Origin of the sequence: Streptomyces sp. JJ38, assembly GCF_019303475.1 — a bacterium.
In the GTDB taxonomy this organism is placed as follows: Bacteria; Actinomycetota; Actinomycetes; order Streptomycetales; family Streptomycetaceae; genus Streptomyces.
The window spans coordinates 106,346-119,152 of record NZ_JABLSI010000010.1 but is presented as its reverse complement, the minus strand read 5'-3'; the positions used below and the strand labels follow the sequence as shown (position 1 = coordinate 119,152).

At 73.1% G+C, this 12,807-nt stretch carries 14 protein-coding genes; 8 read left to right on the top strand and 6 right to left on the bottom strand.

Annotation, left to right across the window (positions count from 1 at the left end):
- A partial coding sequence (locus tag HPT28_RS07650) for a tetratricopeptide repeat protein (protein ID WP_219090181.1) occupies positions 1 to 1,838 on the top strand: 1,838 nt, incomplete at its 5' end.
- A gap of 214 nt (positions 1,839 to 2,052) precedes the next feature.
- Here the strand turns inward: HPT28_RS07650 and HPT28_RS07645 are convergent.
- On the bottom strand, positions 2,053 to 2,262 hold the full coding sequence (locus HPT28_RS07645) for a hypothetical protein (RefSeq protein ID WP_219090180.1): 210 nt from the start codon (positions 2,260 to 2,262) through the stop codon (positions 2,053 to 2,055).
- A 4-nt stretch (positions 2,263 to 2,266) separates the two neighbouring features.
- Entirely contained in the window at positions 2,267 to 3,139 is an 873-nt protein-coding gene (gene mca, locus HPT28_RS07640) for a mycothiol conjugate amidase Mca (protein WP_219090179.1), read from the bottom strand.
- A gap of 83 nt (positions 3,140 to 3,222) precedes the next feature.
- Between mca and HPT28_RS07635 the strand changes: the two genes are divergently transcribed.
- Together HPT28_RS07635 and greA are read left to right on the top strand one after the other, a co-directional pair.
- Positions 3,223 to 3,627: a DUF4307 domain-containing protein gene (locus HPT28_RS07635; RefSeq protein ID WP_219090178.1), complete on the top strand. Its 405-nt coding sequence runs from the start codon at positions 3,223 to 3,225 to the stop codon at positions 3,625 to 3,627.
- A gap of 259 nt (positions 3,628 to 3,886) precedes the next feature.
- Entirely contained in the window at positions 3,887 to 4,384 is a 498-nt protein-coding gene (gene greA, locus HPT28_RS07630; RefSeq protein ID WP_219090177.1) for a transcription elongation factor GreA, read from the top strand.
- Positions 4,385 to 4,493: 109 nt separating this feature from the next.
- Here greA and HPT28_RS07625 read toward each other — a convergent pair whose 3' ends face one another.
- The 3 genes from HPT28_RS07625 to ilvA all read right to left on the bottom strand — a co-directional run bounded on the left by HPT28_RS07625 (position 4,494) and on the right by ilvA (position 7,857).
- Entirely contained in the window at positions 4,494 to 5,276 is a 783-nt protein-coding gene (locus HPT28_RS07625) for an ABC transporter permease (protein ID WP_219090195.1), read from the bottom strand.
- 86 nt (positions 5,277 to 5,362) lie between these two features.
- The gene (locus HPT28_RS07620; protein ID WP_219090176.1) at positions 5,363 to 6,355 is read right to left on the bottom strand and encodes an ATP-binding cassette domain-containing protein; all 993 of its coding nucleotides are present in this window, start codon (positions 6,353 to 6,355) and stop codon (positions 5,363 to 5,365) included.
- 284 nt (positions 6,356 to 6,639) lie between these two features.
- Positions 6,640 to 7,857, bottom strand: a complete 1,218-nt coding sequence (gene ilvA, locus HPT28_RS07615) for a threonine ammonia-lyase (protein ID WP_219090175.1) — start codon at positions 7,855 to 7,857, stop codon at positions 6,640 to 6,642.
- A 247-nt stretch (positions 7,858 to 8,104) separates the two neighbouring features.
- Here ilvA and HPT28_RS07610 point away from each other — a divergent pair, with 247 nt between their 5' ends.
- The 3 genes from HPT28_RS07610 to HPT28_RS07600 are packed head-to-tail and all read left to right on the top strand — an operon-like array spanning position 8,105 to position 9,459.
- Complete coding sequence (locus tag HPT28_RS07610) at positions 8,105 to 8,638, top strand: MarR family winged helix-turn-helix transcriptional regulator (protein WP_219090174.1); 534 nt, start codon at positions 8,105 to 8,107, stop codon at positions 8,636 to 8,638.
- A gap of 57 nt (positions 8,639 to 8,695) precedes the next feature.
- Positions 8,696 to 9,178, top strand: coding sequence for a sigma factor-like helix-turn-helix DNA-binding protein (locus HPT28_RS07605; RefSeq protein WP_219090173.1), 483 nt, complete (start codon positions 8,696 to 8,698; stop codon positions 9,176 to 9,178).
- The gene (locus tag HPT28_RS07600) at positions 9,175 to 9,459 is read left to right on the top strand and encodes a hypothetical protein (protein ID WP_257578196.1); all 285 of its coding nucleotides are present in this window, start codon (positions 9,175 to 9,177) and stop codon (positions 9,457 to 9,459) included. Before HPT28_RS07605 ends, HPT28_RS07600 begins: the two co-directional genes overlap by 4 nt.
- A 54-nt stretch (positions 9,460 to 9,513) precedes the next feature.
- On the opposite strand, the gene HPT28_RS07595 is transcribed toward HPT28_RS07600, so the two are convergent.
- On the bottom strand, positions 9,514 to 10,656 hold the full coding sequence (locus tag HPT28_RS07595) for a cystathionine gamma-synthase (RefSeq protein ID WP_219090172.1): 1,143 nt from the start codon (positions 10,654 to 10,656) through the stop codon (positions 9,514 to 9,516).
- 138 nt (positions 10,657 to 10,794) lie between these two features.
- Here HPT28_RS07595 and HPT28_RS07590 point away from each other — a divergent pair, with 138 nt between their 5' ends.
- Positions 10,795 to 11,985, top strand: a complete 1,191-nt coding sequence (locus HPT28_RS07590; RefSeq protein WP_219090171.1) for a hypothetical protein — start codon at positions 10,795 to 10,797, stop codon at positions 11,983 to 11,985.
- A gap of 35 nt (positions 11,986 to 12,020) precedes the next feature.
- Positions 12,021 to 12,683, top strand: a complete 663-nt coding sequence (gene msrA, locus HPT28_RS07585) for a peptide-methionine (S)-S-oxide reductase MsrA (RefSeq protein ID WP_219090170.1) — start codon at positions 12,021 to 12,023, stop codon at positions 12,681 to 12,683.
- The last annotated feature ends 124 nt before the right edge of the window (positions 12,684 to 12,807 follow it).

Sequence of the window (12,807 nt, the reverse complement as noted above, 5' to 3'; positions counted from 1 at the left end):
GGCTGCTGCGCCGCCTCGCCCTCGCCGGGCGGGCCAGCCTCGGCGCCGCGGCCGGCGCCGCGCTCCTGGGCACCGACGAGCAGGCCGCGGCGCGGGAGCTGACGGCCCTGGCCCGCGCCGGGCTCGTCCAGCACGTGCGCGGCGACCGGTACCGGCTGCACGGCCTCGTGCGGCGCTTCGCGCTCGCCCGGCTGCTGGACGAGGAGGAGGCGGGCGAGCGGGCCGCCGCCCAGGAACGGCTGATCCGCTCCTACGCGGAGCTGGCCGACACCGTCATCCGCATGGTGGACGGCAAGACCTCGACCCGCGCCGCCGGGCACTTCGGCGGCCACGGCTTCCCCTCCCTGGACGCCGCCCTGCGCTGGCTGGACGAGGAGTCGAGCTTCATCACCGCCGCGCTGCGGCACGCGGACGCCGCCGTCGACCGCTCGGCGGTCCTGCACCTGCTGGGCGCGCTGTGCGACTACTGCCTGCTGCGCGGCGACCTGTACCGGCTCGGCGAACTCAGCGAGCTGGCCGAGGCCGTCGACCAGGGGCTGCTGACGCGTTCCGTGCAGTGGCGCACGGGTGTCGCCGCCCGCCAGCTCGGCGAGCTGGACCGCTCGCACACGACGCTGACCTCGGTCGTCGGCCTGTATCTGGAGGCCGAGCACACCGCCGGGGCCGCTCGCACGCTGCGGGAGCTGGGCATCACCCTGCACCACCAGGGGCGGCTCGGAGAGGCCGCCGAGAAGCTGCGCGAGGCGCTGGAGCTCCAGACCGGGGAGGCCCTGCGCGGCGACCGGGCCTGGACACTGCACGCGCTGGCCGCCGTCGAGCGGGACCTGGGCCGGGTCGGCGAGGCGCTGGAGCTGCTCCGGGAGTCGCTGGAGGGGCACCGGTACAGCGAGAGCGTCCACGGCCAGGCGTGGGCACACTTCCAGCTCGGCCAGACCCTGCTGCGCACCGGTGACGTGGCGGCCGCGGAGGCCGAGCTGCACCGCGCGCTGGAGGAGTACCGGCGCAGCCAGGACGGGCGCGGCGAGGCCTGGGCGCTGACGGAGCTGGCCCGCGCCCGGCTGTACGCCGGGGACGCGGGCAGCACCGCCGAGGCCGTCGAGGAGCTGCACGGCGCGCTGGTGCGGCACCGGGAGGGCGAGGACCCGCGCGGCACCGCCTGGACCCGCTACTACCTGGGCCTGGCGCTGGAGGAGAGCGGCAACCGGGACGGCGCCGTCCAGGAGCTGGAGCGGGCCCGGGCCGAGTTCAGCCGCATGCGCGACGTCTACGGGCTCGCCTGCGCCCGGCACCACCTGGGCCGGGTCACCCGCGACCAGCGCGCGGCGGCGGCCTCCGGCTCCCTGCGCAACAGCGGCTTCGCCCGCCAGCTCCTCCAGGACGCCCGCAGCGACTTCCAGCGCATCGGCGTGGGCCACGGGGAGGCGTGGTCCGCGCTGGAGCTGGCCGTCATCGACGCGGGCAACGGCAAGCTCACCCAGGCTCTGGAGCTGACGGACGAGGCGCTGGCCCGCTTCTCGGCCGGATACGGCGGGTCGGGCACGGACGCCGCGCCCGACCGGCGCGGCGCCGACTGGGCCCGCTTCCTGCGCTGCACACTGCTCCCGTTCGCCTCGCCCGGCGGGTCCGTGGTGGGCACGGCGGTGGCGCAGCAGGAGCTGGCCGAGCTGGCGGCCGAGCAGCACCCCGACCGCGACCCCGTCCTGGCGGACTGCGCGGAGGCCTACGCGCTGATGCTGGAGCGGGGCGTGGAGCTGGAGGAGGGCTGGCGGGTCTGGCAGCTCGGCATGGTGCCCTCGCGGGCCTCCCGCGACACGATGGGCGTCGGCGCGCACCGCTGAGCCTGCCCCGCGCTTGGGAGGTCTGCGCCGAAGGCCAGGGCTGGCAAGCGCAGCCCTGCGCCCCGGGGCGGCCAAGCGCAGCCCCCCGGCCCCGGGCGGCGCCTGGCCACGGGCGGGATGCCCCTGCCCGCGCGTCGCCACCCGCGCGTACGCTGTGGCCGGTCGCGCAGTTCCCCGCGCCCCTCAAGGGCGCGGGGACGCCGTCAGCGAAGGCTCACTTGTCGGCCTCGGGCTCTTCCTGGAAGTCGACCTTGTCCATGCGCCGGCTCAGCGACTTCATCAGGAACCAGACCGCCAGGCCCATCACGGCGAAGACGATGAACCCGAGGACGCCGGGCGTCACCTTGTTCTCGTCCAGCTCCTTGGCCAGGGTCGCCAGCTCGGTGGCGCGGGGGGACGTCAGCAGGGCCTGCGTAGCGCTCATGGGCTCAATTGTCCCGGATGCCCGCGAAGAGGTCGTCCTCGGGGAGGGTGGTGTCCACGTGGGACCTGGCGAGCTCGTACTCCTCCGTCGGCCAGACCGCGCGTTGGACGTCCATCGGGACGCGGAACCAGCCGCCGTCCGGGTCGATCTGGGTGGCGTGGGCGATCAGCGCCTTGTCGCGGATCTCGAAGAACTCCCCGCACGGGACGTAGGTCGTCAGCTCGCGCTCGACCCGCTGGATCTCGTCCCAGCGCTTGAGCCACTCCCCGTAGGGGGATTCCAGGCCGCGCTCCAGCATCGCCTCGTGCAGCGCCTTGGTGCGGGGGCGGTTGAAGCCCTGGTTGTAGTAGAGCTTCAGCGGCTGCCAGGCCGGGCCGGCCTCCGGGTAGCGGTTCGGGTCCCCGGCGGCGTCGAAGGCCACCATGGAGATCTTGTGGGTCATGATGTGGTCGGGGTGCGGGTAGCCGCCGTTCTCGTCGTACGTGGTGACCACGTGCGGGCGGAACTCGCGGATGAGCTTGACCAGGGCGCCGGCGGCCTCGTCGACGTCCAGGAGGGCGAAGCAGCCCTCGGGCAGGGGCGGCAGCGGGTCGCCCTCGGGGAGCCCCGAGTCGACGAAGCCCAGCCAGGCCTGCTTGACGCCGAGGATCTCCCGGGCCTCGTCCATCTCCTTGCGGCGGACCTCGTGGATGTTCGCCTCGATGTAGGCGTCTCCCTGGAGCTTGGGGTTGAGGATGGAGCCTCGCTCACCGCCCGTGCAGGTCGCGACCAGCACGTCCACCCCCTCGGACACGTACTTCGCCATGGTCGCCGCGCCCTTGCTCGACTCGTCGTCGGGGTGGGCGTGCACGGCCATCAGTCGGAGCTGCTCACTCAAGGCTTCGATCCTCGTTCACTGGTGTCGGAACACGGCTCTTATAGTGACTGACACAGCAACCCGATGTATTCCCCGGACGTGACATGACGCAGCCCCCCGCCGGACGCTACGGCCGGTCCGTGAGCGACGACGCCCGCAAGGACCGCCAGTTGCGCGTCGCCGGAGCCGTGCTCGGCGTGGGCTTCATCGCGCTGCTGTGCTGGTTCGGATTCTCCTACGTCTCCGAGGCGAGCACGGTCAGCGGGGAGTTGATCAAGTCCCGGCCGGTGTCGGACACCGAGGTGGAGGCCCATCTCGAGGTCCGCAAGGAGAGCGACGTCACCGGCGTGTGCTCGCTGCGGGCGCTCGACTACGACCGGGCGGAGGTCGGCCGGGCCGACTTCACCTTCGAGGCGGGTGAGACCCGCGTCGACCGGGTAGTGACTCTGGAGACCACCCGGCGCGCGCACGCCGCCCAGCTGGTCGGCTGCCACCCGTCGGAGGGCTGACGGGCCGGGGCCCGCGGGCCCCTGACCAGGGCATACCTCACGGCTCGCCCGAGGGCGGGCACGGCGCCCGAGCGGTCCGCGAGCGGCACACCCGCGGTGTTCGCCCAGAGCGAGGGCTCCGCCACCGTGAGCCAGCGCGTCTTCCGTTTTCCGTGGAAATTGTTATGGTCGATGTTTCGCCCACCCAGTCAGGCGCCGTCTCTCTGGGCAGGGCGTTGCTTGTTTTCCGAGTTCCCCCGAGTACCTGCAAGGAGCACCTGTGACCCAGACCAGCGACAACGTCACCTGGCTCACTCAGGAGGCGTACGACCAGCTCAAGGCCGAGCTGGAGAACCTGTCGGGTCCGGCACGCACCGAGATCGCCAAGAAGATCGAGGCGGCCCGCGAAGAGGGTGACCTGCGCGAGAACGGCGGCTACCACGCGGCCAAGGAGGAGCAGGGCAAGCAGGAGCTGCGCATTCGCCAGCTCACCCAGTTGCTGGAGAACGCCAAGGTCGGCGAGGCTCCGGCGGACACCGGCGTGGTGGCCCCGGGCATGGTCGTCACGATCGCCTTCGACGGCGACGAGGACGACACGCTGTCCTTCCTGCTCGCCTCGCGCGAGTACGCCAGCGCCGACGTCGAGACGTACTCGCCGCAGTCGCCGCTCGGCCAGGGCGTGAACGGCAAGAAGGTCGGCCAGGACGCCGAGTACGAGCTGCCCAACGGCAAGATGGCCATGGTGCGCATCCTGGAGGCCAAGCCCTACCAGGGCTGAGCCGCGCCCGGGTCACCCCGGGACGCGAACGGATGTGACGCGGCCCCCGGCCGCCCCTCCCGCGAGGGGCGGCCGGGGGCCGCGGTCGTGTCGGGGCCCTGGTAGGGCCTCAGGCGGTGGCCGAGCGGTACTTGCGCACCGCCAGCGTGCGGAACAGCACGATGATGGCGAGCGACCACAGGGCCGACGCGATCACCGGGTGCTCCATGGGCCAGGCGTCCGGTGCCACGTACCCCGGCGGCAGGTTGCCGAAGAGGTCACGCGCGGCCATGACGGTGGCGCTGAACGGGTTCCACTCGGCGACGGGCTGGAGCCAGCCGGGCATGTTCTCCGAGGGGACGAAGGCGATCGAGACGAACGTCAGCGGGAACAGCCACACCAGGCCGCCCGAGGTGGCCGCCTCCGGGGAGCGGACGGACAGGCCGATGAGGGCACCGACCCAGGTGAACGCATAGCCCAGCAGGAGCAGCAGGCCGAAGCCCGCGAGCGCGTTGAGTATGCCGTCGTGGGCCCGCCAGCCGACGAGCAGCGCCACGATGGCCAGGACGATCAACGTGAGCGCCGTCTGGACGGCGTCGGCGATCGTCCGCCCGGTGAGGACCGCGCCCCGGCTCATGGGCAGCGAGCGGAAGCGGTCGATGAGGCCCTTGTGCATGTCCTCGGCGATGCCCGCACCGGCGCCCGCGGTGGCGAAGGTGACCGTCTGGGCGAAGATGCCGGCCATGAGGAAGGACCGGTAGGCGTCCGGGTCCAGCCCGGCTCCGGGGACGTTGATCGAGCCGCCGAAGACGTAGCTGAACAGGACGACGAACATGATCGGCTGGACGAGCCCGAAGATGACGACCTCGGGGATGCGAGCCATCCGGATGAGGTTGCGCTTGGCGACGATCATCGAGTCCGACAGGGACTGGGCGACGCCGCCGCGCAGTTTGGGTGCCGCGGGCTGCCGGGTGCTCCCGGCCTGGTCGGCGACGGTGCTCACTGCTGCTGCTCCTTCGGGCTCTCGTCGGCTTCGGTGCCGTCCTGCTCGGCCGCGTGGCCGGTCAGGGAGATGAACACGTCGTCCAGGGTGGGTCGGCGCAGACCGATGTCGTCGATCTCGATGCCGTCGGCGTCGAGGTCCCGGATGACCTCGGCGAGCAGCTTGGCGCCGCCGCTGACCGGGACGGTCAGCTTGCGGGTGTGCGGCTCGACCTTGACCTCCGCCGGGGTGGTGCCGTGGCCCGCGAGGATGCCGCGGGCCTCGTCGATGCGGCCGCGCTCCTGCACGACGACCTCGATGCGCTCCCCGCCCGTCTGCTGCTTGAGCTGGTCCGAGGTGCCGCGGGCGATCACCTTGCCGTGGTCGACGACGGCGATGTCGTCGGCGAGGCGGTCGGCCTCCTCCAGGTACTGGGTGGTCAGCAGCAGCGTGGTGCCGCCGGCGACGAGCTCCTGGATGACGTCCCACAGGGCCTGCCGGTTGCGGGGGTCGAGGCCGGTCGTCGGCTCGTCCATGAACATCACCGGCGGGCTGACGACGAGCGCGGCGGCGAGGTCGAGCCTGCGGCGCATGCCGCCGGAGTAGGTCTTCGCGGTGCGGTCGGCCGCCTCGGAGAGGTTGAAGCGCTCCAGCAGCTCGTCGGCCCGCTGCCGCGCGGCCTTCGCGGACATCTGGTACAGCTGCCCGACCATGGTGAGGTTCTCCCGCCCGGTCAGGTACTCGTCGACGGCGGCGAACTGGCCGGAGAGACCGATGGAGCGGCGTACCTCGTTGGGTTGCTTGAGGACGTCCAGGCCGGCGACGACCGCCCGGCCGCTGTCCGGCCGGAGGAGGGTGGTGAGCACGCGGACGGTCGTCGTCTTACCCGCCCCGTTCGGGCCGAGCAGGCCGAGGACGGTGCCTTCGGGTACGTCAAGGTCGACGCCGTCCAGTGCCTTGACGTCGCCGAACGTCTTCACGAGACCCTCGGCGTAAATGGCGCCTGGCATGTTGTGTTTCTCCCAAGGTATGGGGGCTTGTACGGATGGTTCGTCGGTGCACGGGCTCTTGCTCCGGCGGGCTTCGGGCAGTGGTTCCGGCCGGGTGCGGCCGGGCCTGGGCGTTCACGGCACGACACAGGCCCACCTGCGTGGGCGGGACTCCTCGGACCTGCTCCCACGACCACGCTAACGCAACACGATGTATCGCGTCACTGTCGCGTCATGGATGTCGACTTGTCTGTACTCCGGTGGAGCGGCGTCGTCGGCGGACCGACATCTCCCCCTCCCCCGGTTCAGGCACGCACCGTGTAACCGGCCTCCCGCAGCGCCCGCGTCACGTCGGCGCAGTGCTCGGGGCCCTTCGTCTCCAGATGCAACTCCACCTCTGCCTCGGTGAGCCCGAGCCGCGGATCGGTTCGGACGTGACTCACATCGAGGACGTTAGCGTCGGCCACTGACAATTCCGCCAGGAGCGCCGCCAGCGCCCCGGGACGGTCGGTCAGCCGCAGCCGCAGCGAGAGGTAGCGGCCCGCCGCCGCCATGCCGTGCCGCAGCGTGCGCTGGAGCACCAGCGGGTCGACGTTCCCGCCCGACAGCACGGCCACCACCGGACCGTCGAACGCCTCCGGCTCGCTGAGCAGCGCGGCGAGGGGGCTCGCCCCGGCCGGTTCCACGACGAGCTTCGCCCGCTCCAGGCACAGCAGCAGCGCGCTGGAGAGCGCGTCCTCGGAAACCGTACGGATCTCGTCCACCAGATCGCCAACGATTTTGAAGGGCACCTCCCCCGGCTGCCCGACCTTGATGCCGTCGGCCATCGTGGACACGGAGTCCAACGCCACCGGACGACCGGCGGCCAGCGAGGGCGGATAGGCCGCCGCCCCCTCCGCCTGCACGCCCACGATCCGCACGTCCGGCCGCAGCGCCTTCACCGCGAGCGCGACCCCCGCGATCAGCCCGCCACCGCCGACGCCCACGACGATCGTGCGCACCTCCGGGCACTGCTCCAGGATCTCCAGCCCGACCGTGCCCTGCCCGGCCACGACGTCCCGGTGGTCGAACGGGTGGATGAAGACGGCACCCGTCTCGGCCGCGTACTCCTTCGCCGCCGCCAGCGACTCGTCCACGACCTGCCCGTGCAGCCGCACCTCCGCGCCGTACTCGCGGGTGGCGGCCAGCTTGGGCAGCGGGGCGCCCACCGGCATGAACACCGTCGAACGCACGCCCAGCAGGGAGGCGGCGAGCGCCACGCCCTGGGCGTGGTTCCCCGCGCTGGCCGCGACCACCCCGTTCGCCCGCTCGGCCGGGGACAGCCCGGCGATGCGGACGTACGCGCCACGGATCTTGAACGAGCCGGTGCGCTGGAGGTTCTCGCACTTGAGATGGACCGGGGAGCCGACCAGACCGGTCAGGTGGCGGCTGCCCTCCATCGCCGTGACCCGGGCGACCCCGGAGAGCGCCTTGTGGGCGGCCTGCACGTCATCGACGGTGAGGGAACGGGAACTGTGAACCATGCCGTCAGTCTCGCAGCGGGCCCCGCGCAGCGCCCCCCGTGGTACCCCCTACCCCCGGCGGCACCGCCCCCTTGCCCCGGGCGTCCGCTTCCCGCACCCCACCAGCCGCGCGGAGGCGATGCGTGGCGTGTGCAAGGTCGTTACCGCAGCACCGGTACGGGATCGGCCCAACGCGCGTACCCTGTGGCCACCCTCACACAGCACGAAGCCGTAAGCCCGTACGTCCACAGAAGCGAGCACCCCGGCCATGCCCACGCACCCGGACCTGACCGACCCCCATCCGGACGGCGCCCCCGGCGCCGCCGTCCCCGCGCAGTCCCCCGACGGCGAACCGACCTTCGAGACCCTGCAGCACCAGGTGGCCCTGTTCGCCCGCCGGGCCGAGCAGACCCGCCTCGGTGGCGTCGGCCACGCCCGCAACTCCATGGACCGCGCCGCCTACCTCCTCCTCAACCGGCTCGACCAGGAGGGCCCGACCGGGGTCAAGGCGCTGGCCTCCGGCATGGGCATCGACTCCTCGACCGTCACCCGGCAGGTGGCGCCGCTCGTGGAGTCCGGCCTGGTCAGCCGCGCCTCACACCCCGAGGACGGCCGGGCCGTCGTCCTGGAGCTCTCCCCGCGCGGCGCCTCCCGGCTGGCCCAGGTGCGCCAGTCCCGGCGGGCGCTCATGGCGCTGCTGACGGAAGGGTGGAGCGACGCCGAGCGCGAGACGTTCTGCGCCCTGCTCACCCGCTTCAACACAGCCCTCTCCGAGCTGCACTCGCCGCTCGACGGCTCCTGAACACCTGCCCCGCGCAGGGGTATTGACGCCGGGCCCGACCGGCCGTCCCATGGGAGCATGGGAACGCGGCGAGAGACAGCCGATCGCCGCCGCGCCCAGGAGTTCGAGTCCTTCACGGCGGGCGCGGCCGGCCGCCTCCTGCATGTCGCCGCCCTGTTGACGGGCGAGGCCCGCGGCTCCTGCCCCGCCGCCGAACGGCTGCTGGTCGCCGCCCTCGCCCGCACCTACGCCTCCTGGGACGGGCTCCGCGGCGAGGACCCGTACGACCACGCCCGCACCGAGCTGACGGCCCGCTTCGCCCGAAGCGCCTGGCGGTACCGGCGTGCGCGGGGCGGGGCCCTGGGGAGGCTCAGCCCGAGGGAGCGCCTGGTCCTCGTCCTGCGACTGCACGAGGACGTCGACGAGGAGCGCGCGGCCGCGACGCTCGGGCTGCCCCCGGAGCTCGTCCGGGAGGTCTACACGCACGCCCTGTCCGAGATGCGCAGCCGGACGGCCGAGCCGCACGGCTCCACCGGAGCCCTCCGCCTGGCGCCGCGATGATCCGCGTCTTCGGCCCCACGCTCGACGACGGGGAGCCCCCCGACCCGCGGGCGCGCCCCGTCCTCGCCCTGCTGGACACCGCGTACCCGCCCGTCCCGCCGGATCTGGCCGAGCGGGCGGCCGTACGCGGCGACCGGCTGCTGCGGCGCCGGCACACCGCCCTCGCGCTCACGTGGACGGTGCTGTCCGTCGCCGTCGTGCTGTTCCTGATCTGGGCGGCGGCCACCCGGCCCTGGCAACTCCCGCCGGACACGCTGTCCCCGCCGGACCTGGACTGGTGACCGGCGGCCAACCGCCTGAGCCGCGCCAGCGCGGAGGCGCCGCCGCCCGGAACGTCAGCGCAGCGCCTCGGTGAGATCCGCGAGGAGGTCCTCCACCGACTCGATGCCCACCGAGAGCCGCACCAGGTCCCCCGGCACCTCCAGCAGCGAGCCGGCGGCCGAGGCGTGGGTCATCCGTCCCGGGTGCTCGATCAGCGACTCCACGCCGCCCAGCGACTCGCCCAGCGTGAACAGCTTGGTGCGGTCGCACACCGCGACCGCCTCCTCCTCGCCGCCGGCGACCCGGAACGACACCATGCCGCCGAACGAGCGCATCTGCTTGGCCGCCACCTCGTGGCCGGGGTGACCGGGCAGCCCGGGGTAGAGGACCTCGGTGACCTTCGGGTGCGCCTCCAGCATCGCGGCCACGCGGGTGGCGTTCGCGCTGTGCCGGTCCATGCGGACGGCCAGCGTCTTGACGCCCCGCATGACCAGCCAGGCGTCGAACGGACCCGCCACCGCGCCCATCGCGTTCTGGTGGAAGGCCAGTTCCTCGCCGAGAGCGGAGTCCGAGGTGACCAGGGCGCCCCCGACGACGTCGGAGTGGCCGCCCATGTACTTGGTGGTGGAGTGCACGACGACGTCCGCGCCCAGCGCCAGCGGCTGCTGGAGGTAGGGGCTGGCGAAGGTGTTGTCGACGACCAGGCGGGCACCGGCCGAGCGGGCGACGTCGGCGATCCGCGCGATGTCCGTGATGCCCAGCAGCGGGTTCGTGGGCGTCTCCACCCAGATGATCTTCGTCCGGTCCGTGAGGGCGGCGCGCACCGCGTCGGCGTCCCCGGTGTCGGCCACCGACCAGCGCACGCCCCAGCGCTCGGCGACCTTGGAGAACAGCCGGAACGTGCCGCCGTAGGCGTCGTTCGGGATCACCACGTGGTCGCCCGGCGTGAGGACGGTGCGCAGCAGGCAGTCCTCCGCGGCCAGCCCGGAGGCGAAGGCCAGCCCCCGGCTGCCGCCCTCCAGGGCTGCGAGGTTCTCCTCCAGGGCGGTCCGCGTGGGGTTGGCGGACCGGCTGTACTCGTAGCCGCCGCGCAGCCCGCCCACACCGTCCTGCTTGTAGGTGGAGACCTGGTAGATCGGCGGAACGACGGCGCCCGTCGCGGCGTCCGGCTCCTGGCCGGCGTGGATGGCAAGCGTCTCGAAGTGCTCGTGGCTCATGACGCCGAGCCTAAGCGCTCCCGGGCACCGAACGGGCCCGTTCCGAACGCCGTCCGGCGCGGCCGCCACCGCGAGGGACGGCGGGGCATTCCGGGCGGTCCCCGCCGCCTCCCGACGCGGGCGCCGTACGGTGGACCCATGGAGTTCCTGCTCTTCCTCTTGGTCGTCGCCGTCCTCGCCGGGTTCCTGGTGCCCCGACTGCTGCACCGGCGGCGCGCCGTGCGGGAGGTCGTGAGCGGCATGGCACGGTCGAACGACCCCACCGCCTACGGGTTCGTGCCCGCCGAGCAGCTGGACGTCCGGCTTCCGGGCCCCGACCCCGAGCTCGTCGAGGCGCTCGGCGAGACGCAGCGCACCCAGGACTGGGGCCCTGTCGCCCGGCTGCTGGCGCTGACCGGCGACGACTGGGAGCTGCGCTGGCAGCGCGTGCAGTCCGTGGCGGGCGCCGCCGCGATGGAGCTGCGCACCGCCCGCGAGTCCGGCGCCGGGCAGGCCCCCTCGCCGCAGGCCCCGCCGGGCATCTCCTTCAGCAAGGACGCCCCCAGCGAGGCCCGTCAGCAGGACGCCCGCTGGCTGCGCAACTGGCGCGCGGAGCGCCCCGGGGACGAGGGCGCCGCCCAGGTCTACGCCCAGTTCCTGGTCTGGCAGGCCATGGCCGACCCGGCCTCGGCCGACCACCGGATCGTCCTGGAGGAGGCGCGCAACGTCGCCCGCGAGGCGGCGGCCATGGCGGAGCAGGACCCGACGCCGTACCTCACCGAACTGTTCGTCGCCCGGCAGCTCAGCTACCGCCGCGCCGACTTCGAGGCCCTGTGGCACGAGGTCGTGCGCCGCGCCCCGCACCACATGGGCGCCCATCTGGCCGCCCTGCCGTACTGGTCGGAGAAGTGGCACGGCTCCCGCGAGGACGCCTACGCCTTCGCCGAGGGCGCCGCCTCCCGCGCCCCCGAGGGCAGCCTCCTGCCCGCCCTGCCGCTGTTCGCCGTCTGGGCGCACCTGCCGGAGGCGCAGATGGTTCGGGGCATGTACCAGAGCCAGGTGGTCGAGAACGCCATCGAGGCCGCCGAGTTCGCCGTGGACGACGCCGACGACGACCACCCCGTACGCGCCCACGTCCTGCACCTGCTCGTGTGCGTGCTGGTGCGCGCCGAGCGCTACGAGGAGGCCATGGAGGCCCTGAGCGTCGTCGACGGCTACGTCGGCGCGCTGCCGTGGATCGAGTCGGCGAACCCGGTCGGCGAGTACGCCGCCTACCGCGCACTGGCCGTCGCCGGCTACGAGAGCCAGGGCGGCAGCGCCACCACCGCGCCGCCACCACCGCTGCACTGACGCCCCGCCCGCCCGACGTCACGAGGAGCACCGCAATGTTCACCCATCGCAAGACGCACCTCCCCGCCCCCGAGCAGGCCCTGCCCGGGCGGACCGAACCCGCGTTCACCCTGACCGAGCCGCACACCGTCCTCGGCACCCCGCTGCTGGGCCCCTACCCCGAGCACCTGGCGACGGCCGACTTCGGCCTGGGCTGCTTCTGGGGAGCCGAGCGGGTGTTCTGGCAGCAGGACGGCGTGTGGACGACCCTCGTCGGCTACCAGGGCGGACACACCACGCACCCCACCTACGAGGAGGTGTGCTCAGGGCTGACGGGGCACACCGAGGCCGTCCGCGTCGTCTACGACCCGGAGAAGGTGTCCTACGGCAAGCTGCTCAAGCTGTTCTGGGAGGCCCACGACCCCACCCAGGGCTTCCGCCAGGGCAACGACGTGGGCACCCAGTACCGCTCGGCGGTCTACACCCACTCCCCCGCCGACCAGAAGGAGGCCGAGGCTTCCCGGGACGCCTACCAGCACCTGTTGACCGCGTCCGGCTACGGCGACATCACCACCGAGATCCTCCCCGCCGAAGGCCGCCCCTTCTACCCCGCCGAGCCCTACCACCAGCAGTACCTGGACAAGAACCCCACCGGCTACTGCGGCATCGGCGGCACCGGCGTCTCCTGCCCGGTCGGCGTCCTCAAGGCCGACGGCTGAGCGCCCCGCCCGACGCCGGCACACGCGCCCCGGCGACTCGGGCGGGAAGCGGCCCAGCCCCTCCCTCACCCGTTCGAGCGGTGAAATCGTGATCCCGCCCGATACGCTGAAGCACGGGATCAGA